The organism is Variovorax sp. AB1(2024), from assembly GCF_037482385.2.
GTDB lineage: Bacteria > Pseudomonadota > Gammaproteobacteria > Burkholderiales > Burkholderiaceae_C > Variovorax.
This window is the reverse complement of sequence record NZ_JBBHKP020000001.1, coordinates 3,978,136-3,999,940: the sequence shown is the minus strand read 5'-3', so window position 1 is coordinate 3,999,940 and position 21,805 is coordinate 3,978,136. Positions and strand designations below refer to the sequence as shown.

Annotated in this window: 20 protein-coding genes; 4 read left to right on the top strand and 16 right to left on the bottom strand. The window is 66.9% G+C overall.

What is annotated here, in order from left to right:
* Nucleotides 1-21: 21 nt before the first annotated feature.
* Nucleotides 22-993, top strand: coding sequence for an SOS response-associated peptidase family protein (locus WIX39_RS18640; protein WP_409195570.1), 972 nt, complete (start codon nucleotides 22-24; stop codon nucleotides 991-993).
* 20 nt (nucleotides 994-1,013) lie between these two features.
* On the opposite strand, the gene WIX39_RS18635 is transcribed toward WIX39_RS18640, so the two are convergent.
* Nucleotides 1,014-2,633 carry a recombinase family protein gene (locus tag WIX39_RS18635; RefSeq protein ID WP_409195569.1) on the bottom strand — a complete coding sequence of 540 codons (1,620 nt, stop codon included), beginning with the start codon at nucleotides 2,631-2,633 and terminating at the stop codon, nucleotides 1,014-1,016.
* 303 nt (nucleotides 2,634-2,936) lie between these two features.
* Here WIX39_RS18635 and WIX39_RS18630 point away from each other — a divergent pair, with 303 nt between their 5' ends.
* Nucleotides 2,937-4,832 carry an adenylate/guanylate cyclase domain-containing protein gene (locus WIX39_RS18630; RefSeq protein WP_409195568.1) on the top strand — a complete coding sequence of 632 codons (1,896 nt, stop codon included), beginning with the start codon at nucleotides 2,937-2,939 and terminating at the stop codon, nucleotides 4,830-4,832.
* On the opposite strand, the gene WIX39_RS18625 is transcribed toward WIX39_RS18630, so the two are convergent.
* Complete coding sequence (locus WIX39_RS18625) at nucleotides 4,816-5,553, bottom strand: TetR/AcrR family transcriptional regulator (RefSeq protein ID WP_106937429.1); 738 nt, start codon at nucleotides 5,551-5,553, stop codon at nucleotides 4,816-4,818. The two genes, WIX39_RS18630 and WIX39_RS18625, sit on opposite strands and share 17 nt — an antisense overlap.
* A gap of 97 nt (nucleotides 5,554-5,650) precedes the next feature.
* Here WIX39_RS18625 and WIX39_RS18620 point away from each other — a divergent pair, with 97 nt between their 5' ends.
* On the top strand, nucleotides 5,651-6,955 hold the full coding sequence (locus WIX39_RS18620) for an aspartate aminotransferase family protein (RefSeq protein WP_106934339.1): 1,305 nt from the start codon (nucleotides 5,651-5,653) through the stop codon (nucleotides 6,953-6,955).
* Nucleotides 6,956-6,959: 4 nt separating this feature from the next.
* Here the strand turns inward: WIX39_RS18620 and WIX39_RS18615 are convergent, their stop codons facing one another.
* The 8 genes from WIX39_RS18615 to WIX39_RS18580 all read right to left on the bottom strand — a co-directional run bounded on the left by WIX39_RS18615 (nucleotide 6,960) and on the right by WIX39_RS18580 (nucleotide 13,895).
* Nucleotides 6,960-8,036 carry an NAD(P)/FAD-dependent oxidoreductase gene (locus tag WIX39_RS18615; protein WP_106934340.1) on the bottom strand — a complete coding sequence of 359 codons (1,077 nt, stop codon included), beginning with the start codon at nucleotides 8,034-8,036 and terminating at the stop codon, nucleotides 6,960-6,962.
* Nucleotides 7,994-8,323 (bottom strand): ferredoxin FdxA, encoded by a 330-nt coding sequence (fdxA, locus tag WIX39_RS18610; RefSeq protein WP_056599092.1) that lies wholly within the window; start codon nucleotides 8,321-8,323, stop codon nucleotides 7,994-7,996. Before fdxA ends, WIX39_RS18615 begins: the two co-directional genes overlap by 43 nt.
* A gap of 42 nt (nucleotides 8,324-8,365) precedes the next feature.
* Nucleotides 8,366-9,703 (bottom strand): sulfate adenylyltransferase subunit 1, encoded by a 1,338-nt coding sequence (locus WIX39_RS18605; RefSeq protein ID WP_106934341.1) that lies wholly within the window; start codon nucleotides 9,701-9,703, stop codon nucleotides 8,366-8,368.
* Nucleotides 9,703-10,644 carry a sulfate adenylyltransferase subunit CysD gene (cysD, locus tag WIX39_RS18600; protein WP_081266344.1) on the bottom strand — a complete coding sequence of 314 codons (942 nt, stop codon included), beginning with the start codon at nucleotides 10,642-10,644 and terminating at the stop codon, nucleotides 9,703-9,705. The genes WIX39_RS18605 and cysD overlap by 1 nt, the downstream gene beginning before the upstream one ends.
* 51 nt (nucleotides 10,645-10,695) lie before the next feature.
* Nucleotides 10,696-11,328 carry a phosphoadenosine phosphosulfate reductase family protein gene (locus tag WIX39_RS18595; RefSeq protein WP_106937430.1) on the bottom strand — a complete coding sequence of 211 codons (633 nt, stop codon included), beginning with the start codon at nucleotides 11,326-11,328 and terminating at the stop codon, nucleotides 10,696-10,698.
* Nucleotides 11,329-11,349: 21 nt separating this feature from the next.
* Nucleotides 11,350-11,745: a DUF934 domain-containing protein gene (locus WIX39_RS18590; RefSeq protein ID WP_106934342.1), complete on the bottom strand. Its 396-nt coding sequence runs from the start codon at nucleotides 11,743-11,745 to the stop codon at nucleotides 11,350-11,352.
* Complete coding sequence (locus WIX39_RS18585; protein ID WP_106934343.1) at nucleotides 11,742-13,520, bottom strand: nitrite/sulfite reductase; 1,779 nt, start codon at nucleotides 13,518-13,520, stop codon at nucleotides 11,742-11,744. The genes WIX39_RS18590 and WIX39_RS18585 overlap by 4 nt, the downstream gene beginning before the upstream one ends.
* Nucleotides 13,521-13,601: 81 nt before the next feature.
* Entirely contained in the window at nucleotides 13,602-13,895 is a 294-nt protein-coding gene (locus tag WIX39_RS18580; protein ID WP_409195567.1) for a hypothetical protein, read from the bottom strand.
* Between WIX39_RS18580 and WIX39_RS18575 the strand changes: the two genes are divergently transcribed.
* Nucleotides 13,894-14,400 (top strand): DUF3237 domain-containing protein, encoded by a 507-nt coding sequence (locus WIX39_RS18575; RefSeq protein WP_409195566.1) that lies wholly within the window; start codon nucleotides 13,894-13,896, stop codon nucleotides 14,398-14,400. The genes WIX39_RS18580 and WIX39_RS18575 overlap by 2 nt on opposite strands.
* Here WIX39_RS18575 and WIX39_RS18570 read toward each other — a convergent pair.
* The 6 genes from WIX39_RS18570 to WIX39_RS18545 form a co-directional block, all read right to left on the bottom strand.
* Nucleotides 14,397-15,215 (bottom strand): M55 family metallopeptidase, encoded by an 819-nt coding sequence (locus WIX39_RS18570; protein WP_285410742.1) that lies wholly within the window; start codon nucleotides 15,213-15,215, stop codon nucleotides 14,397-14,399. The two genes, WIX39_RS18575 and WIX39_RS18570, sit on opposite strands and share 4 nt — an antisense overlap.
* Nucleotides 15,216-15,234: 19 nt before the next feature.
* The gene (locus WIX39_RS18565; RefSeq protein WP_409195565.1) at nucleotides 15,235-16,317 is read right to left on the bottom strand and encodes a P1 family peptidase; all 1,083 of its coding nucleotides are present in this window, start codon (nucleotides 16,315-16,317) and stop codon (nucleotides 15,235-15,237) included.
* Nucleotides 16,318-16,333: 16 nt separating this feature from the next.
* Nucleotides 16,334-17,263, bottom strand: coding sequence for a glutathione ABC transporter permease GsiD (gene gsiD, locus WIX39_RS18560; RefSeq protein WP_285410739.1), 930 nt, complete (start codon nucleotides 17,261-17,263; stop codon nucleotides 16,334-16,336).
* Nucleotides 17,264-17,273: 10 nt separating this feature from the next.
* Nucleotides 17,274-18,194: a glutathione ABC transporter permease GsiC gene (gene gsiC / locus WIX39_RS18555; RefSeq protein ID WP_081266383.1), complete on the bottom strand. Its 921-nt coding sequence runs from the start codon at nucleotides 18,192-18,194 to the stop codon at nucleotides 17,274-17,276.
* A gap of 80 nt (nucleotides 18,195-18,274) precedes the next feature.
* Nucleotides 18,275-19,828, bottom strand: a complete 1,554-nt coding sequence (gene gsiB / locus WIX39_RS18550; protein ID WP_081266351.1) for a glutathione ABC transporter substrate-binding protein GsiB — start codon at nucleotides 19,826-19,828, stop codon at nucleotides 18,275-18,277.
* A 73-nt stretch (nucleotides 19,829-19,901) separates the two neighbouring features.
* On the bottom strand, nucleotides 19,902-21,779 hold the full coding sequence (locus WIX39_RS18545) for a dipeptide ABC transporter ATP-binding protein (protein WP_106934348.1): 1,878 nt from the start codon (nucleotides 21,777-21,779) through the stop codon (nucleotides 19,902-19,904).
* Nucleotides 21,780-21,805 lie beyond the last annotated feature (26 nt).

The following is a 21,805-nucleotide window of genomic DNA, read 5'->3' as shown; positions in this document are numbered from 1 at the left end:
CGCCACAGGAAGGAGCATCCGATGTGCTTTTCAGCTGAAGTCCGGGCCGACCACGGCGCATTCCTGCGCCTGTTCCCCAAGTCGAAGCTGTCCATCGAGGAGTTTTTCAAGGCCTACTGGAAGCGCAAGCTCAACCCGATGCTGCTGTTCCCCAAGGCGATGGACGCGCAGTTCGCGCACCCAACGACCGAGCGCGAGCAGGAAATTAAGGCGCTGATCGACGAGTTCAACGCGGCGCAGGTGATGAAGTATGAGCAGACGCTGTTCAAGCAGCGCGCGCGCCTGGTCGCCGCGGAGCGGCTGCTGCAGGAAAAGGAGACGAAGCAAGCGCTCAACGATAAGCGTATCGCCAGCGAGAAGATCCCATGGGCGATGTCGAAGCTCGAAGACCTCAAGCGCGTCGAGCTTAAGCCGCGAGACTCGCGCATCTTCCCCGGCTGGTACGCCCCGGTGCTGATCGTGGAAAACGGCGAGTGGGTCATCAAGCCGATGCGCTACCTCTGCCGGCCGGAGGGCAAGCCGGCGTTCTACGACACCAAATACCCAGGCCTCTACAACGCGCGCCGCGACAACATCCGGAAATTTTGGAAGGGGCAGTTCGGCCACACCCACGGGCTGATGATCGTGAATGGCTTCTTCGAGAACGTGAAGCGGCACAACTTGGAGCACCGCGAGCTGCGGCCTGGAGAGGTTCCCGAGAACGTCATCCTCGAGTTCCGGCCGCGGCCGACGCAGGACATGCTGATCGCATGCGTCTATTCCCACTGGACGCCGCCGGCTGGCTCAGACGAGGATGACCTGTGGTCTTTCGCAGCGGTGACCGATGAGCCGCCGCCCGAGGTGGCTGATGCTGGGCATGACCGGTGCATCATCCAGTTGCGGCACGAGAACGCCGAAGCCTGGTTGACGCCTCAAGGGCGCCCGCTCGAGCAGCTTGACGAGATCCTCGAGGACAAGGAACGGCCGTACTACGAGCATCGGATGGCCGCGTGAGGATCACGCGTGCCGTCCGATCAAGCGATCGTCTCGGTGTCCCGGGCGTCTTCGGCGGCAACGATATCGCCGGCGCCTTCTATCCGCAGCCATCGAGCAGTACCGCCTTTGGCGTGAAGGATGACGTCGATGCCTGGCTTGTCCGCTTGATCTGGTCGCATGCCCTTGTGGTAGATCACGATCCATTCGAAGGTATCGCTCACAAGTTGCCGTGCACGCATGCGCGATTCGTAGTCGAGTGCCTCAACCCCCTCGGCCAGCGCTTTCCATCGTTCGTCAGCGCCGGTCAGATCTGACCGCGCAGCTTCGGCAAGGGCGAGTTCCGCCGTGCGCACCTGTTCCCTTGCCAGCTCGCGGTCGGCCTCGAGTTCGCGCGCCCGACGAACGAACGTAGCAGGGGCGGCATCGTCGCTCTCGAGGAGGGCATTCGTTATGCGCTCGAGCTTGGTCTCAATGCTTTGGAGGTTGGCTGTTGCTGCGGCGAGGTCGCTGCGAGGTAGTGCTCCCCGATCGCCGGCGTACAGGGCGCGCAGGTTGACCATGTCCGAGCAGTAGCGCATCAGCGCGCGTTCGATCGGCGCAGACGAGCATGATCCCTTGACCAGGCATCCCGTGCCGCTGTTGACGCGAACGCATTGCAGACGTCTGTGGCCATCAGCCAGGCTGCCGTCCGCGCGTCGCTTGCTGGACATGTTCTGGCTCTTGAGCGGTGAGCCGCAATAGCCGCACAGTGCTACGCCGAACCCGGTGAGGAGCGAGGGAATCTCGCCTTTGACATGACGGCGGCTTCGCAGGCCGACGAGCTCCTGCAGATCCGTCCAGACGTCTGCATCGATGACGGGCGGGTAGTAGTTCTCGAGGACGAAAGTTTCCGGCTCGAGCACCAGGTGTTTTTCGCCCTTGAGGGCCGGGTTGGCCAGCAGTCGCACCAGGTGGCCGGAAGTGGGGAGGGCGCCGCTGCTGGCCAGACCGCCGGCATGCAAGGCCTTGGCGATATGGCCCGTGCCAAGGCCTCGGCGAAACATGTCGACGGCCGCGCGGACGGCTTCTGCCCGTTCGGGGATCAGCTGCCATTTCCCGTCGACAACGCGCAGCCATCCAGGCGTCTTGCCGTAGCGGATCAGGCCGCGGTAGGTCCCGTTGATCCAGCCTTGGCACTGGCGCCGGATCGCGTCTCGCACCCGCTTGCTCTTCGTGTCGGATTCCTCGTGGGCACGAATCATCACGAGCACGCTGTAGACAAGATCCATCGGGTTCGCCTTCAGCCGCTCGCGGCTGTAGACCTTGCCGTCGCTGGCCGTGACGACGGAAATGCCGGCGGAGATGATCGCCGTCAACTGCGCCTGCGCCTGGATCGGTTCGGCCCGTGAGAGTCGATCAAGACCCTCGACGACCAGGAACGACCCGGCGGGCACCTGGCCATCCTCCACGGCCTTGAGAAAGACCCCGAGGGCACCCTTCTTGACGTGGCGCTGGTGGAAGGCAGACAGGCCCTCGTCACGCATTGAGAGCGATTCGTCAAGGATTAGGGAGTGTTCTTTCGCCCACGCTGCTGCGTAGGCGCCTTGGCGTTCGGAGCTCGCACCGCCGGCCTGGCGGGCATCGCTGAAACGCATGTAGCTGTAGACCTTGGCCGTCATGCAGCGCAGTTTACTTAGCGTGCATGAGGTTTACCTCAATCAGGTTCAAAGGGACTTTCTCAGCCGAACGGCAAGCCGTGCAGCACCCCTAGCAATTGCGCCGCGGGCAACCTACGGCGCGGCCCGGAGTTTATCCGCTGCGGGGAAGCCGCAATGGCAGGCGTGCCTTTGCGGGCAAGGGGAAACCCTCGGGTCGCGCGTGCCCCCGCGCGAGAATCGCCGCGCCCACAACAACAAAACAGAAGAAAAGGGCGCGCGTGCCGATAAGCAGACAGGAAACAAAAAAAGGGAGAGGGAAATTGCATGGCCGATGAGGATTTCAAGGGCACACGCCTGCGGCGTTTCAGGGTCGACGTGGGCTCTATCATCTGCGCCGTCGCGCTGGTGCAGTCACTGTTGCTGGTGGCCTTCGGCTACTGGGCGGCGGAGAAGCTGGTGTCCAAGGTGGGCACGGCCGCGCACAAGACCAACCACGACCGGGTCGAGGACAACGTGCTGGCGTTCCTCGCCAAGACCGAGGGCGTCATCCGCGCCATCGCCGATTCGCCCAGCGTGCACGCGACCGGCGAAGACGGCGAGCAGACCGCAGAGATGCTCTGGACCATGCTGGAGCAGACCCCCGAGCTCGACAGCATCAACGTGGCCACCGACGACGGCCATGTGCTGATGGCCGTGCGCTACCCGGTTCCGGCCATCCGCCAGGTATTGCGCGGCCCGGACTTCAGCACCGAGACCTGGCAATACAAGAGCTCGCCGGACCTCGAAGGCGGCGACGCCCGGCAGCGCTTCGCGACGACGTCCATCTCCTCGTACCGCAGCGACTTCGACCCCGAGAAGCGCACCTGGTACCGGGAGGCGGTGAAGGCGAAAGGCCCGGTGTGGACCGAGCCCTTCCTGATGAGCGACGCGCAGGAACTCGCCGTCGGCCACGCACGGCCCTCCGGGCGAGTCGACGACGAGGGCCACCGGCGCGGGCTCGTGGTCGATGCGAATGTGTCGCTGGGGCATCTGTCGAGGCTGGTGCGCATCTTCGGCGCGCTCGGCAGCGGCGACAGCGCCTTGCTGAGCTCCGACCATCATGTGATCGCCCGCAGCGACCGTCCCGACCCGGTGCGCGAGCTCGAGTCGCCCGACACTGGCGTGCTGGGCGCCATCCACGCTCACATGCTCGCGAAGAGCACGGCCGGCGGTGCCGACGACCTGGCTTTTTCGATGGCGCACGATGGGCGAAGCTACCTCGTGCAGACCTCGCACATCCCCCATACGCGCTGGCAGCTCGTCAGCTGGGAGCCCGAGGAGACGGTGCTCGGGGGCCTGCAGCGCTCGGTGCTGTGGGCATTGCTCATGACGCTCAGCTTCCTTGGACTGGCGCTGTTGCTTTCGCTGCGCTTGTCCAAGCTGGTGACCGGGCCCATCGAGAACCTTTCGCGCGTCGCGCGCCGCATCGGTCGGCTGGAGCTGGACAACCTGCCGCTCGAGCCGAGCCGGGTGCTGGAGGTCCAGCATCTCAACCAGGCGCTGGACGAGTCGGCACGCAGCCTCCAGGCGTTCAGGAAGTTCGTGCCGGTCGACATCCTGCGCCAGCTCGTGGTCAAGGGCCACGCGCTGACGCCCGGCGGTTCGCCGCGGCGCGTCACGGTGATGTTCACCGACGTGGAAGGCTTCACCAGCATCTCCGAATCAATGCAGGCCGACGTGCTCGTGAGGCAGCTGACCGAGTACTTCAACCTCGCGTCCGGCATCTTCGCGCGGCACGGCGGCGTGGTCGACAAGTTCATGGGCGACGGCATCATGGTGCTGTGGGGCGCCCCGGCCGACCTGGAAGATGCGGAGTACCGCGCCTGCCTGGCGGCGCTCGAGCTGCATGACCGGATGAGCGCGCTCAACGCCAAGTGGCGTGCGGAAGGCCTGCACGAGTTCCGCACGCGCATCGGCATCCACACCGGCCTGGTGATCGCCGGCGTGCTCGGCTCGAGCAACCGACTGTCGTACACCGCCATCGGCGACACCATCAACGCGGCAAGCCGCATCGAGGCCGCCAACAAGGAACTGGGCACGCGCACGCTGATATCGCAGGACACCTTCGACGGGCTGGGCGGGCGCCTTGCCACGCGCCGCATCGAGGAGCTGGCCGAGCTGCGCGGCCGGCAGACGCGCATGGTGCTGTACGAGCTGCTGGGGCCTAGGCCCCCGGCCTGACCCTGCGCGCGAAGGCTTCGAGCCCGTCGATGGTCATCTGGATGTGGCGCTCGAAGCTGCTGTCCAGCGGCACGGCGGTGCCGTTGTCCCAGCGCATGATGAAGGCCTTGTTGGCCAGCAATGGCAGGTTGCGCGCGAGCACCGGGTGGTCGAGCGGGCGGATGGTGTGCACGCGTTCGCGCAGTTCCTCGGCCCAGGCCTGGGTGTTGTCGGCGGGCAGGGGCGAGAACTCCATCGTCAGGAAACCCAGCATCGCCGCGATCACGCAGTTGTAGGCCTCCAGCAGGGGTTCGCCCTCGAAGCCCGCCTCGGTCAATGCGGCCAGGACGCCTTCGACCAGCTCCGTCGGCAGGCTGCCGTTGGACACGAGTTGCGCGCCCAGCAGCTGCGCGACGTTTGGGTGCTGCTGCACGGCGTCGCGGCAGCGGCGGAACAGCTCCGCGATCCATGCCTGCCATTCGAGCTTGCCCGCAGGCGGCGCAACGCCGGCCATGACGGCGGCCGCCACCTCGGCCAGCAGGGCTTCGCGCGTGCTGACGTGCCAGTGCACCGTCGCCGGATACACGCCGAGCTGCGCCGCCACCTCGCGCATGCTGAACGCGCCGAGGCCGAATTCGTCGATCTGCGCCAGCGCGACTTCGGCGATGCGCTGTTTCGTCAGTTCGCCGCCGCCGGCGGGGCGGCCAGCGGAGCGGGGCTTGGGTGGCGAGGTCGTCTTCATGGTCGACGCCATTGTGCTGCAGTTCAATTGATCGTATAAACAATATTAATTGTTCAGTGACCAATTAATCCCTGTCTGCAAATTAAGGACATCCGCCATGACCCATGCCGCCATAGACCAGGCCCTTGCCGATGCGTACCGGCGCTTCACCGACGCCAATCCGGCCAGCCAGCGCCAGTTCGAGGCGCAGGCGCGCTACATGCCCGGAGCCAACAGCCGCTCCGTGCTGTTCTACGCGCCGTTCCCCCTGACCATCGCCAGGGGCGAAGGCGCCGCGCTGTGGGACGCCGACGGCCATCGCTACGCCGACTTCATTGCCGAGTACACGGCCGGTGTCTACGGCCACTCCGCGCCGGAAATCCGCGATGCGGTCATCGAGGCGATGCAGGGCGGCATCAACCTCACCGGGCACAACCTGCTCGAAGGACGGCTGGCCCGGCTGATCTGCGAGCGATTTCCGCAGATCGAGCAGCTGCGCTTCACCAACTCGGGCACCGAGGCCAACCTGATGGCGCTCACGGCGGCGCTGCACTTCACGGGGCGCAGGAAGATCGTCGTGTTCTCGGGCGGCTACCACGGCGGGGTGCTGGGCTTCGGCGCCAGGCCTTTGCCGACCACCGTGCCGTTCGACTTTCTCGTGCTGCCTTACAACGACGCGCAAACGGCCCGCGCGCAGATCGAACGGCACGGCCCCGAGATCGCCGCGGTATTGGTCGAGCCGATGCAGGGCGCGAGCGGCTGCATTCCGGGGCAACCCGACTTCCTGCAGGCCCTGCGCGAGTCGGCCACGCAGGTCGGCGCGCTGCTGATCTTCGACGAAGTCATGACCTCGCGGCTTGCGCCGCATGGGCTGGCGAACAAGCTCGGCATCCGTTCGGACCTGACCACGCTGGGCAAGTACATCGGCGGCGGCATGTCTTTTGGTGCGTTCGGCGGGCGCGCCGACGTGATGGCACTGTTCGACCCGCGCACCGGTCCGCTGGCCCATTCGGGAACCTTCAACAACAACGTGATGACGATGGCGGCCGGCTATGCCGGTCTCACGAAGCTCTTCACGCCCGAGGCGGCCGGTGCGCTGGCCCAGAGGGGCGAGGCACTGCGCGCGCGGCTCAACGCGCTGTGCGCGAACGAGGGCGTCGCCATGCAGTTCACCGGCATCGGCTCGCTGATGAACGCGCATTTCGTGCAGGGCGATGTACGCAGCAGCGAAGACCTGGCGGCGGTCGACGGCCGGCTGCGGCAGCTGCTGTTCTTCCACCTGCTGAACGAGGGCATCTACAGCTCGCCGCGCGGCTTCGTCGTGCTGTCGCTGCCGCTGACGGATGCGGACATCGACCGCTGCGTGGCCGCCATCGGCAGCTTCATCGGCGGGCACGCGGCGCTGCTGCCCCGCGCGGACTAGCGGATCAGGCCTTGCGCACGCCCAGCAGCTCGTGCAGCCGCGTGCTGGTGGTCGTGTACTGCAGCGGCACGGCCTTGCCCGGAAACACGATGGCCGTGGCGCCCCAGGCAGCCAGCGTGGCCTCGTGGAAGCCGCAGACGATGAGCTTCTTCTTGCCCGGGTAGGTGTTGATGTCGCCGACCGCGAACACGCCGCGTTCGCGGGTTTCGTATTTCTCGGTGTCGACCGGCACCTGCTTGCGCTCCAGCTCCAGCCCCCAGTCGGCGATGGGGCCGAGGCGCGGGGAGATGCCCAGGCAGGCGATCAGCGCGTCGAGCGGCAGGTCGAGCGTGGTGGCGTCTGGCGTGACGATCTGGAGCTGTTTGCCATTGAACGCGCCGGGTTGGCCGACCTTGAAGGCCAGCTTGCCCTGCGCCACGAGCCGGCGCATGGCCGCGACCGTGGCCTCGTCGGCCTGGAAACCGTCGCGGCGATGGACCAGCGTGACATGCGCGGCCGTGCCGGTCAGCGCAATGGCGGTTTCCAGCGCGACGTCGTCGCCGCCGTTGACCACGACGGCCTGCCCGGCAAAGCGGTCCAGCGAGTCGGGGTGATAGAAAAGAGACGTGCCCTCGAAGCGCTCGATGCCTTCGACGGCGATGCGCTTGGGCACGAAGGCCCCGACGCCCGCCGCGATGAATACCGTCTTCGCCAGGAAGGCCTTGCCCGCCGAGGTTGTCAGCAGCAGCCGTTCGTCAGGTTGCCGGGCCAGCGTGGCCACCTGCTCGCCGAAGTGGAACTGGGGCTTGAAGGGCGCCACCTGCTGCAGCAGAGACTGCGCCAGGTCACGCCCGCTGGTCACGGGCGTGCCGGGAATGTCGTAGATGGGCTTGCCGCCATACAGCGCCACGCACTGGCCGCCCGCGGCGGGCAGTGCGTCGACGATGTGGCAGGAGATTTCGAGCAGGCCCAGCTGGAAGGCCTGGAACAGCCCCACGGGGCCGGCACCGACGATCAGCGCGTCGGTCTCGATGGGAGCGGCGATGGCGGCCGGCTGGTTCAGCGGACCAGCTCCCCGATCTTGTCCGTCTTGTCTTTCCACTCTTCTGCATCAGGCAGCGCGGGCTTGCGCTTGGTGATGCTCTTCCAGCCGTCGGCCAGGGCCAGCTCGGCGTTGATCTTGATGAAGGCGATCTGGTTGGCCGGCAGGTCTTCCTCGGCGTAGATGGCGTTGACCGGGCACTCGGGAATGCAGACCGCGCAGTCGATGCATTCGTCCGGGTCGATCACCAGCATGTTGGGACCTTCGCGGAAGCAGTCGACGGGGCAAACGTCCACGCAGTCGGTGTATTTGCAACGGATGCAGGCTTCGGAGACGACGTGGGTCATTTGTCTTTTTGCGTCAGAAGTGGTCGGGAAAAACCCTAGATTTTAGGCCTTTGCGGCGGCGGGCTGCACAAGTACGGCGGCAGCGGTCTTGTGGGAGGCCGTATCGACCAGCACCAGCGAGCCCAGCGCGCGCGATTGCGTGAACGGGAGCACCGCCAGCGGCTGCTGCAGCGCCAGCACCACGTCGCCGATGGAGTTGGCTTCCAGCTGCGTTGCGGGCTCCGATTCGAGCGTGGTGATGTTCACCCGGTCGACGATGCGCGCCACCTTGGCCTTGACCCAGCGGTGGCCCTGCAGCGCCCAGTACACGCGGCCCGCGACCAGCGGCTCGTCGTCGAGCCAGGCCACGGTGGCGGTGATCTCGCGCACCGGCTCGAAGGCGCCGGGCGCCAGCAGCCAGTCGCCGCGCGACACGTCGACCTCGCGGTCGAGCACGATGCCGGCGCTGTGGCCCGCGTGCACCGACTTCGGCTGGCGCGTGTGGCTCAGCACCTGCGCCACGGTGGCGGTCTGGTTGCTCGGCAGCACGGTCACGCGCTGGCCGGGCTCCACATGGCCAGAGGCGACACGGCCCCAGAACACGCGTCGGCCTTGCGAGGTGTCGGCGGAGGCCGAGAACTTCTCGACCCACTGCACCGGGAAGGCGAAGGGCACGGCCTCGTCCTGCGCGGTCACGGGCAGCTCTTCGAGCAGCTCGAGCAGGCTCGGGCCTTCGTAGCCCACCCAGTCGGCGTGGCGCGTGGCCACGTTCCAGCCCTTGAGCGCCGAGATCGGCACGATGGCCCCGACCTGCACGCCAGCCGCTTCGGCAAAGGCGGTCAGTGCGGTCGAGATGCGCTCGAAGGCCAGGCCGGCATCAGCGATGGCGTCGAGCTTGTTCACCGCGAAAACGATGGACTGCACGCGCAGCAGATGGCACAGCAGCGTATGGCGGCGCGTCTGCGGCAGCAGCTCGCGCCTGACCACGGTGCCGTCTTCCACTTCGGCGGCCCAAGCCAGCTTGGTCGCGTCGACCAGCACCACGGCGGCGTCGGCGGCCGAGGCGGCGGTGACCATGTTGCGCGTGTACTGCTCATGGCCCGGCGCGTCGCCGATGATGAACTTGCGCTTGGCGGTCGAGAAGTAGCGGTAGGCCACGTCGATCGTGATGCCCTGTTCGCGCTCGGCCGAGAGGCCGTCGGTCAGCAGGGCGAGGTCGGTTTCGCCGCCGCGCTGCACGCCGGCCAGCTGGTCTTGCAGCACGGTCTTGCTGTCGACCAGCAGGCGGCCGATCAGCGTGCTCTTGCCGTCGTCGACCGAGCCGCAGGTGATGAAGCGCAGGGCGGTGCCGGTGTCGCCGTGGACGGTGGTGTTCACAGGGGTTGCAGTCGTCGTACTCATCAGAAATACCCGTCTTTCTTGCGCTTCTCCATGGAAGCTTCCGAAGTCATGTCGTCCATGCGGGTCGCGCCGCGTTCGCTCACGTCCACCGACAGGGTCTCGAGCACCACGTCGTCGGCATCGGCCGCCAGGCTTTCCACCGGGCAGGTGGTGGTGATGTCGCCCACGGTGCGAAAGCGCACGTCGCGCACCTGCACCGTCTCGCCGTCGCGCGGCGGGGTCAGGTCGGTCACGGGCACCAGCAGGCCGCGACGCTCCACCACCTCGCGCTTGTGCGTGTAGTAGATCGAGGGCAGGCCGACTTCCTCGCGGGCGATGTACTGCCACACGTCGAGCTCGGTCCAGTTCGAGATGGGGAACACGCGGAAGTGTTCGCCCGGGGCCAGGCGCGTGTTGAACAGCGTCCACAGCTCGGGGCGCTGGTCCTTGGGCTGCCACTGGCCGAAGCTGTCGCGGTGCGAAAAGATGCGTTCCTTGGCGCGCGCCTTTTCCTCGTCGCGGCGGGCGCCGCCGATCAGCGCGTCGAAGCGGAATTCCTCGATGGCTTCCAGCAGGGTCACCGACTGGTGCGCGTTGCGCGACTCGCCCGGGTGGGCCAGGCGCACGGTGCCGCGCTTCATGGAGTCTTCGACGCTGCGCACGATCAGCTCGGCGCCCAGTTCCCTGGCGCGCTGGTCGCGATAGGCCGTCACTTCAGGGAAGTTGTGGCCGGTGTCGATCATCAGCAGGGGGTAAGGGATGCGGCCCACGCCGAAGGCCTTTTCCGCGCACTTCAGCAGCACCAGCGAATCCTTGCCGCCCGAGAACAGCAGGGTGGGGCGCTCGAAGGCGGCCGCCACTTCGCGCAGGATGAAGATGGTTTCTTCCTCCAGCGCATCGAGGTGCGTGTTGGACAGGTGTGCCGGCGGCAGCAGCAGATCGGTTTCGGTACGGGCGTTCATCGGATGGGGTGCTTGCTGGATGCTGGGAATCGGTGAGGCGCTGGCGCTCGCTCAGTGCGCGAGATGCAGGCCGCACTCGCGGTTGTCTTCGCCCTTGGTCGGGTCCACGTAGTCGAAGTTGTTCGGCAGGCCGTGCTTCACGCAGTACTCGTGAAGATCCTTGGACGACCAGTGCAGCAGCGGAGCCACCTTGATGAGGCCGTCGGGGTTCACGCTGACCGGGTCCATCTGCGCGCGCACGGCCGTGTCGGTGGCGCGCAGCGCGGTGAACCAGACCTTGGGTGCCGTCTCGCGCAACGCGCGGGCAAAGGGCTCCAGCTTCACTTCTTCTGTGAAGGCGGCGTGGCGCGGGTCGTCCAGCGCCGGTGTGGGGCCTTCCACGGCTTCGCGATGCGCACGCGAGCGGCGCGGCAGGTAGATGTGCAGGTCCAGGCCCAGCTGCTTCGTCACTTCGTCGGCAAAGCGGTAGGTGGCTTCGGTGTTGTAGCCGTTGTCCATCCACACCACGGGCACATCGCGCTTCACGCGCGTCACCATGTGCAGGATCACGGCCTCGAACGGGCGGAAGTTGGTGGTGACGATGGCGCTCTGGCCCAGGCCGAGCGCCCAGCCCACCAGGCCCTCGGCGTTGCGGCCGAGTTCGGTGTTGATGCGTGCGAAATCGATGTCCGTTGCGGTGCTCATGTCGAGGATTCCCATTCGCTCTCAGGCGCCGGCCGCGAAGTGCGGCGCGGGCTGTACCGCGTCGCCTTGGTAGAAGGCGTTGAAGCGGTCGAACTGGCGCTGCGCGTCGGAGGCGTCCACGCCTTCCTTGAGCACGGCGCTGGAGAAGCCGGTGCGCTCCATCTGCACCAGCTGGTCGATCAGCACGTCGCCCGTGGCGCGGATGTCGCCGGTGAAGCCCAGGCGGCGGCGCAGCAGGAAGGCCTGGCTGTAGGCGCGGCCGTCGGTGAACTTCGGAAAGTGCAGGTCGATGCGCTCGATGTCCGCCAGGCACACCTCGATGGCGAGCGGGTCGGCGTCGTTGGCCAGTTGCAGGACCTTCGGGTCGCCGTCGTCGATGTGTTCTTCGGCCGAGAGGATGTTCAGGGTTTTTTTCATGCTGCTTCCTCCACCTTGAAGCGCGCACCGTTGGCGGCGGCCTTGAACGGATCCGGGCCCACGCGGCGCAGTGTGTCGATGAAGTTCTCTCCGTTCTCACGGGTGTCGCGGTACGTGGTGAGCACGGCCTCGATCACGCCCGGCACTTCGGCCGCCGAGAACGAGGGGCCGACCACCTTGCCGGCCTGCGGCGCGCCGCTGAGCGCGGAGCCGTCGGAGCCGCCGAGCGTGACCTGGTACCACTCCTTGCCGTCCTTGTCGACGCCGAGGATGCCGATGTGGCCGCTGTGGTGGTGGCCGCACGAGTTGATGCAGCCGCTGATGTGCAGGTCGATCTCGCCCAGGTCGTCGAGCTCGTCGAGGTCCTGGTAACGCTCGGTGATGGCTTCGGCGATGGGAATGGAGCGCGCATTGGCCAGCGCGCAGAAGTCGCCGCCGGGGCAGGCGATCATGTCGGTCAGCAGGTGCACGTTGGCGCTGGCGAGGCCGGCGGCGCGGGCGGCGAGCCACAGCGCGTGCAGGTCTTCGGCATGCACCCAGGGCAGCACCACATTCTGGTCGTGCGTTACGCGGGCTTCGCCGGCGGAGAAGCGGTCAGCCAGTTGCGCGAGGGTGTCGAGCTGGTCGGCCGATGCATCGCCGGGCGCCTGCTTCAGGCGCTTGAACGACAGCGTGACGGCGCGCAGCGCGGGGTTCTTGTGCGGCGCCACGTTGCGGGCGAGCCAGCGGGCGAATTGCACGTCGTCGGCGGCATGGGCGCGCAGTTCGGCGTCGGTCTTCTCGGCGCTCTGCAGCACGCGGGTGGCCAGCGTCGGCGGCACGAAGGAAGCGGCCACGCGGTCGAATTCGGCCTGTGTGATGGTGTGCGGCGCGCCGTCGTGCTCGAGGATCTGTTTGTACTCGGCGTCCACGTCGTCGATGTAGCGCTGGCCTTCGGCCTTCACCAGGATCTTGATGCGCGCCTTGTAGATGTTGTCGCGGCGGCCATAGCGGTTGTAGACCCGGATCACCGCTTCGAGGTAATTCATGATCTGCTGCCACGGCAGGAACTCGCGCAGCACCGTGCCCACGATGGGCGTGCGGCCCATGCCGCCGCCCACCTGCACGCGGAAACCGATCTCGCCGGCTTCGTTCTTCACGATGTGCAGGCCCACGTCATGCCAGCCGGTGGCGGCGCGGTCTTCGGTGGCGCCGGTGATGGCGATCTTGAACTTGCGCGGCAGGAACGCGAACTCGGGGTGCAGCGTGCTCCACTGGCGCATGATTTCTGCGTAGGGGCGCGGGTCGGCGATCTCGTCGACGGCGATGCCGGCGCGCTCGTCGCTCGTGATGTTGCGGATGCAGTTGCCGCTGGTCTGGATGCCGTGCATGTCGACCGAAGCCAGCAGGTCCATCACGTCGGCCGACTTGGCCAGCGGAATCCAGTTGAACTGGACGTTCTGGCGCGTCGAGAAGTGGGCGTAGTGGGTGGGCAGCTTCTGGCTGCCGAGCAGGCCTTGCGTTTCGATGGCCTTGCGGTAGACCTCGGCTTCGGGCTCGTCGTATTCGCGGGCGATGCGGGCCAGCACGCGGATCTGGCGGCTGGAGAGCTCGCCGTAGGGCACGGCCACGCGCAGCATGGGCGCGTAGCGCTGGACGTACCAGCCGTTTTGCAGCCGCAGCGGGCGGAACTCGTCTTCATGGAGGCGGCCCTTCTGCCAGCGCTCGAGCTGGTCTCTGAACTGGGCGGCTCGTTGATGAACGAACTGGCGATCGAATTCTGTGTATTGGTACATCGTGCGTGTGTCTTGAAGAAGTGCGGTGCCGCACGTACAACGGGGCGCCCCAGCAAGAAGCCGAGATTCTGGAAGCGCGGCTTATGGAAACAAACTATTTTTTGGTTCGCGCCTTATGCGGATAAGCTTATTCGCCAGTATCCATGCGGGTTTCCAGGCGGTTTGATGCTTATTCCGGATAAGGCGAAAGCGCCTCCAAGCTGTCGCCATGCCGACCGCGGCGGACTTGGGCAGCAAGGGTAAATCCTGACGCGGCGGCCGCTGTGCGGCGTTGAAATGATTATCTCGAATAATCAAATCGACGCAGGACGCAATGAATTCCAAGCCTTCCTCGACCTCGCGCCGCGGCGCGCTGATTGCCGGAATCACCGCCATGGCCACGCTCGCAGACGCGAGGGCGGCCGATGCGCCGCCATCCGGCATCGCCACCCCCTCCAGCGAGCGCATTCCCGTCGTGTTGCCGCGCACGGAATTCGTCTACGAGGCCATCGTCGACATCGCTGCGCCGATGACGCTGGGCGCCTCGCCCTTCGGCGAGCGCTTCATGGTGCCGATCACGGGTGGTTCGTTCGAGGGGCCGGGCCTGCGCGGCACGGTGCTGGCCGGTGGTGCCGACCGCCAGCTGCTGCGCCGCGACGGCGCGAAGAACCTTGATGCCGTGTACGAGCTGAAGACCGACGACGGCGTGGTGATCTCGGTGCGCAACACCGTGCTGTCGCGCAACCCGAAGAATGCGCCGCGCTATGTGTTCTCCACGCTGCAGATCGTCGCGCCCGAGGGCAAATACGGCTGGCTCAACGACTTCGTCTACGTGGGCACGCTCGACGCGCTGCGGCCGCAGCGCGAGGCCGTGGTGATCCGGGTCTACAAGGTTGTCTAGCGCAGCATCGACGACATCGCCGAGCAGCAGTTCAGCATGCGCACGGCCGCCTCCACCGTCGGCGCGGTGAAGCGCAGGGTGACGCCGTCGACGCGCTCGAACGCCGGCCACTGGCAGAACAGGTCGGCCAGGGCGGTCGACTGCGTGCGCAGCGTCACCGTCTGCGGGCCTTCGAAGACCAGCGGCCGGGCGTTCGCGCGTGCGGCCAGCGCTTCTTCGACGCCGGCGCGGATGGCGCGGCGCGACTGCTCGGGCGACAGCGACACTCCGCTGCTGAAGCCAGTCGCCTTCTTCGTTTCCACGAAGGTCGCGTGCGGAAAAAGCGGGCGGTTCTCGGCGATGAACACGTCGTCGCCGCTGCCCATGACCACGGGCGCGCCGTATTCGCCGGCCAGCGCGCCGTAGAGCCCGGCCTCGCCCAGCTCCTGCCCGCCGAGCGCGATGCCCGCGAACGCGAAGCTGTTGATGGTGTGCGCGAGGATGCCGCGCCCCTGCGCGCGCGAGTGGTAGCCCACCATGCAGACCGCGTCCACGCCTTCTTCCACGCCGGCCACCATGCTCAGGTAGCGCGGCTTGCCCTGCACCACGCGGGCGCGCGCATCCAGCACGTCGGGCGGCATGTTGCGGAAGCCGCCGTGCGAGTCGTTCACCAGCACCTCGGTGGCGCCCGCATCGAATGCGCCGGCGATGGCAGCGTTGGCCTCCTGCGCCATCAGCAGGCGTGCGCGTTCGTACTCCGGGTTGCCCTGGCGCGTCTGCTCGGGGTGGTAGACGCCGGCGACGCCTTCGATGTCGGTGGAGATCAGGACTTTCATGGGCGCAATGTGATCGGAATCAGGAAGAAAGAGAGAGGGCCGGCAGCAGGTCACGCAGCGAGGCGCGGTGGTTGCCGTCGCGCCCCGTCACGGCCGTGGCCTGCCAGAGGGCATGGATGATCGCCTGTTCCGTGCTGTCGGCGGCGGCCTGGAACAGGCCGTCGAGCAGCCCGTCGTGCAGCATCGCCACGGCAGGCATCGGGCGTTCGACGCTGCCGGGCACCGTGTAGGCGGTGGAAAAGGCCAGCACGATGTCGCCGCTGCCGTGGCCGTAGACCGACCCGGTGCGGGCCAGTCCGGCGCCCGCGCGCAGCGCCAGCCGGCCCAGCTGGCGCGCGTCGAGCGGTGCGTCGGTCGCGACCACGATGATGATCGAGCCCTTCTCGGGCTCCGTCGATGCCGGTACGCCGCGCACGGCCTGCAGCTGCGCCAGCCGCTCGCCGATCGCATGGCCGGCCAGCAGCAGCTGCGGCTGGCGCCCGTAGTTGGCCAGCACCAGCGTGCCCACCGTGTGCAGGCCGCCGCCGCGCGCCGACACCCGGCGCGACGCGCTGCCGATGCCGCCCTTGAGCTGGAAGCTCGACATGCCGCGCCCCGCGCCGACCGAGCCCTGAGCGAAGTCGGCGGCTGCGCCTTCGTGCGCGCGCAGGTAGTCGGCCTCGCTCACCGCGAGCCGCTGTATGTCGTTGAGGAAGCCGTCGTTGCACTCGAACACCAGCGGATTGACCGTGGGCAGCGAGCGCCCGGTTTCGGGGTTGGCCGCCGCGCACTGGCGGATCTGCGCCGTCGCCACCGTGCCGACCGAGAAAGTGTTGGTCAGCGCGATCGGCGTTTCCAGCACGCCGAGCTCCGCCAGCTGCACCAGCCCCACGCTCTTGCCGAATCCGTTGAGCACCACGGCGGCGGCCGGCACCTTGTCGCGGAACGGGTCGCCCTGGTGCGGGCGGATCACCGTCACGCCGGTCTGGATGCCGCCGTCGTCCAGGGTGCTGTGGCCGACTGTGACGCCGGGCACGTCCGCGATGGTGTTGCGCTCGCCTTGCAGCAGGGTGCCGATGAAGGGCGGTGCGGTGGGCTGCACCGGGGAAGAGGTGGAAGGCATCGGGACGGGAGGGGGGCTACTGGCGGTCGATCTTCGGATCGAGCGCGTCGCGCAGTGCGTCGCCCAGCAGGTTGAAGGCGAGCACGGTGAAGAAGATGGCCAGGCTGGGGAACAGCGCCACGTGCGGCGAGGTCACCATGTCGGCGCGGGCTTCGCTCAGCATCGCGCCCCACTCGGGCGTGGGCGGCTGCGCGCCCATGCCCAGGAACGACAGGCTGGCCGCCGTGATGATCGACGTGCCCACGCGCATCGAGAAATACACCACGATCGACGAGATGGTGCCCGGCAGGATGTGCCGCACGATGATGGTCCAGTCCGACGCGCCGATGCTGCGCTCGGCCTCGATGTAGGTCTGCTGCTTGAGCACCAGCGTGTTGCCGCGCACCAGGCGCGCGAACGCCGGCACGCTGAACACCGACACCGCCACCACCACGTTGGTCATGCTGCTGCCCAGGATGGCCACCACGCCCAGCGCCAGCAGGATGCCGGGAAAGGCGAACAGCACGTCGGACACACGCATCACGATGCGGTCCCACCAGCCTTCGTAGTAGCCCGCCAGCAGGCCGAATGCGGTGCCGACGAAACCGCCCACCAGCACCGACAGGAAGCCCGCCATCAGCGAGATGCGCGCGCCCATCAGGATGCGGCTGAAGATGTCGCGGCCCAGCGGATCGACGCCGAACCAGTGCGTGGCCGAGGGGCCGCTGTTCAGCATGTCGTAGTCGAAGAAGTTCTCCGGGTCGAAAGGCACGATCCACGGAGCGAACACCGCGACGAACACCAGCAGCAGCACGAAGAGCGCGGCAATGATGCCCACGGGCTGCTTCTTGAAGCGGCGCCAGCATTCGCCCCAGGGCGTGCGGACCTTGCCGGCGGTTTGCACCGCGGCAACGGGAGACAGTGGAACGATGGATTCGGCAGGCACGCCGGAAGCTTGTTGCGTCATGGCTGCTTGCTCACTTGTATCGGATGGTGGGGTTGATGTAGCCGTACAGCACGTCCACCACCAGGTTGATCAGGATGAATTCGAGCGAGAACAGCAGCACCAGCGTCTGGATCACGGGGTAGTCGCGCATCTGCACGGCGTCGACCAGCAGGCGGCCGAGGCCGGGCCAGTTGAACACCGCCTCCACCAGGATGGAGCCGCCGAGCAAAAAGCCGAACTGCAGGCCCATCATGGTGACCACCGGAATCAGCGCATTGCGCAGCGTGTGCTTGAACACCACGCTGGATTCGCGCACGCCCTTGGCGCGCGCGGTGCGCACGAAGTCTTCCTGGATCACCTCGACGAAGGAAGCCCGCGTGAAGCGCGCCATCACGGCGGCCACGGCCGCACCCAGCGTGATGGAGGGCAGGATGTAGTGTTTCCAGCTGCTGGCGCCCACCGTGGGCAGCCAGCCGAGCTGGACCGAGAAGATCTGCATCAGCAGCATGCCGAGTGCGAATGCGGGAAAGGAGATGCCCGACACGGCGAGCGTCATGCCCAGCCGGTCCGGCCATTTGTTGCGGTACACCGCCGAGACGATGCCGATGCCCATGCCGAAGATCACCGCCCACACCATGCTGGTGATGGTCAGCATCACCGTCGGGAAGAAGCGCTCGCCGATTTCCACCGACACCGGCCGCCGCGTGCGGATCGAGGTGCCGAAGTCGCCTTGCAGCATGTGGGTGAAGAAGTTCACGAACTGCTGCGGCAGCGGCTTGTCGAGGCCCAGCTCCGCGCGGACCATGGCCACGGTCTGCTCGTCGGCGTCCTGGCCGGCGGCAAGGCGCGCCGGATCGCCGGGCAGCATGTGGACGAACAGGAACACCAGCACCGCCACGATGAGCAGCGTGGGGATCAGGCCCAACAGTCGTTTGAGAAAGTAATTCAGCATGGGGTGCGGTTGCCGCGAGCGGGCGATGGCGGCATGCCATCGCCCGTCGGGCATTCAGTCAGGAAACGAGGAACCGGCGATCAGTTCGACACCGCGACGGCGTCGATGTTGATGTTGCCGTCGGGCATCACGAACACGCCCGAGAGGCGCTTGGCGTGCGCCGACAGGTTCTGTTCCGTGATCATCGGCACGCGGGGCAGGTCCTTGCGGATTTCTTCCTGCGCGGTCTTGTAGAGCGCGGTGCGTTCCTTCTCGTCGACGGTCACCAGCGCCTTGGCCAGCGCGTTGTCGACCACCTCGCTCTTGTAGAACGACATGTTGTTCAGCTTGGGCGCCCAGGCTTCCGAGGCGAACAGCGGGCGCAGGCCCCAGTCGGCTTCACCGGTCGACGAAGACCAGCCGGTGTAGTACATGCGGACCTTGGCCGTCTTCGGATCCGGCCATGCATCGACCTGCTCCGTGCGCTGGCCCACTTCGAGCGCCTGCACCTGCAGCTTGATGCCGATCTGCGCGAGCTGCTGCTGCACGAACTGGATCGTCTTCTGGCTGGTCGTGTTGTTGTAGGCGCTCCACAGCACCGACTCGAAACCGTCGGGGTAGCCGGCTTCCTTCATCAGCTCCTTGGCCTTCTTCAGGTCATAGGGAATGGGAGCCATCTTCTCGGCGTACTTCACGCCCTGCGGCAGCACGCCCTGCGCGGGGAAGGCGTAGCCGCCGAACGCGACCTTGGCCAGCGCTTCCTTGTTGATGGCATAGCCGATGGCTTCGCGCACCTTCGGGTTGTCGTACGGCTTTTGCAGCATGTTGAATGCCAGGAAGCGCGTGATGATCGAGGGCGTGGCCACCACTTCGAGCTTGTCGCTCTTCTTCAGCAGCTCGGCCTGCTCGTAGGGGATGGGGAATGCAAAGTCGGCTTCGCCGGTCTGCAGCATCGCAGCGCGCGTGTTGTTCTCGAGCACCGGCTTCCACTGCACCGTGTCGACCTTCGGGTAGCCCTTCTTCCAGTAGCCGTCAAACTTCTTGGCCTTGACGGCTTCGGTCTGCTTCCACTCGACGAACTCGAAGGGGCCGGTGCCCACGGGGTGGAAGGCGATGTCCTTGTTGCCCCACTTCTTCAGCGCGGTGGGCGAGATCATGGCGGCCGATGCATGGGCCAGCGAGTTGATGAAGGGGCCGAAGGGCTCCTTCAGCGTGATGCGCACCGTGCTCGGGTTCACCGCTTCGACCTTGCTCACGCGGTTGAACTGGTTGTAGCGCAGCAGCTTGTTGTCCTGGTTGAGCACGCGGTCGAGCACGAACTTCACGGCTTCGGCGTTGAAGTCGGTGCCGTCGTGGAACTTCACGCCGGTGCGCAGCTTGATGGTGTACACCAAGCCGTCCTTCGACACGTCGTAGCCCTCGGCGAGCACGTTCTGCACCTTCAGGTCCTTGTCGAACTGGAACAGGCCTTCATAGAAGGTCTTGGTCACTGCCGTGGTGATGGTGGTGTTGGTGTTGTACGGGTCCAGCGTTTCCGGCTGGTAGCCGATCGACAGAACCACGTCTTTCGCGGCCAGTGCAGTGCCCGAGGCGGCCAGTGCGGCCAGGCCCAGCAGCGCGGATGCCCAGCGCAGGGAGGAAGAAGATTGCTTCATGGAAGAACTCCAGTCGGTTCGAGGAAAAAAGCAGGAGGGGGCCTGCGGGTTGAGAAAAATGAGTTGAAGAAGGTCAGAACGCGCCGCCGATGGCGTGGCGTGCCACGAAGTGGCCGGGCGCCACCTGCACCAGCGGCGGCACATCGGGCTCGTCGCCCACCGCGCGGATCGGGCTGGGAATCTCGCCTTCGAGCAGCGCGCGCGGCTTGTGGCGGCGCGACGGGTCTGCCACCGGCACCGCGGCCATCAGCTTGCGGGTGTAGGCGTGCTGCGGTGCTTCGAACACCGCGCGGCGCGGGCCGATCTCGACGATCTGGCCGAGGTACATCACGGCCACGCGGTGGCTGATGCGCTCCACCACCGCCATGTCGTGCGAGATGAACAGGAAGGCCACGCCCAGCTCGCGCTGCAGGTCGAGCATCAGGTTCACGATCTGCGCCTGGATCGACACGTCGAGCGCGGACACCGACTCGTCGGCCACCACCACCTTGGGGTTCAGCGCCAGGGCGCGCGCGATGGCGATGCGCTGGCGCTGGCCGCCCGAGAACTCGTGCGGATAGCGCTGCGCCACTTCCGGCGGCAGGCCGACCTTCTGCAGCAGCCAGTCCACGCGCTGCTGCGCCTCGGCGCCCTTGGCGATGCCGTGGATCAGCAGCGGCTCCATGATCGAGAAGCCCACCGTCACGCGCGGGTCGAGCGAGGCGAAGGGGTCCTGGAAGATGAACTGGATGTTGCGGCGCAGCGCCTGCAGCTCGCGCGTGGGCAGTTCGCGGATGTTCTGGCCGCCGAATTCGATGGCGCCGCTCTGGCTCTCGACCAGGCGCAGCAGCGAGCGGCCGGTGGTCGACTTGCCGCAGCCCGATTCGCCGACCAGCGCCAGCGTTTCGCCGGGGTACAGGTCGAAGCTGATCTTCTCCACCGCATGCACGCGGCGCTTCACGCGGCCGAAGAGGCCGCTGCGCACGTCGAAGCGCGTCACGAGGTCGCGCACGCGAAGAATCGGGCCGGCGTCGGCGCGCACGGTGTCCTGCGGCGTCGCGGGTTCGGGCGGGGCTGCATCGGCCGGGCTTTCGGTGCGCAGCAGCTCGAACTTGGCCGGCAGGTCGGTGCCCTGCATGGCGCCCAGCTTGGGCACGGCCGACAGCAGCGCGCGGGTGTAGGGGTGCTGCGGCGCCGCGAACACGGTGTCGGAGCTGCCGGCTTCGACCTTGTCGCCGCGGTACATCACCAGCACGCGGTCGGCAATCTCGGCCACCACGCCCATGTCGTGCGTGATGAAGAGCACGCCCATGCGCATCTCTTTCTGCAGCTCGCGGATGAGCTGGAGGATCTGCGCCTGGATCGTCACGTCGAGCGCGGTGGTGGGCTCGTCGGCAATCAGCAGCTGCGGCTTGCACGACAGCGCCATCGCGATCATCACGCGCTGGCGCATGCCGCCCGACAGCTGGTGCGGGAAGCGGTCGAGCACGTTGCGCGCTTCCGGAATGCGCACCAGCTCCAGCATGCGCAGCGCTTCGGCGCGCGCGGCCGAGTCGCTCTTGCCCTGGTGGATGCGGATGGCCTCGGCGATCTGGTCGCCGGCGGTGAACACCGGGTTCAGCGACGTCATCGGCTCCTGGAAGATCATCGCGATGTCGGCGCCGCGGATGCCGCGCATCGCGCTGTCGCGCGCCTGGGCCAGGTCGAGCACTTCGCCGTTGCGGCGGCGGAACATCATGCTTCCGTTGAGGATGCGCCCGCCGCCGTGCTCCACCAGCCGCATCAGCGCGAGCGAGGTGACCGACTTGCCCGAGCCCGATTCGCCCACCACCGCGAGCGTTTCGCCGTGGTCGACGTGGAAAGACAGTTTCTTGACGGCATCGACCGTGCGCTCGGAAGTCGAGAAGCGCACGGTGAGGTCGTCGACGGCGAGGACGCGGCCGTCCGGCAGGGCGAGGGCAGGGGTGGACATGGGAGTGCGAGAGAAAAAGGTGGCGT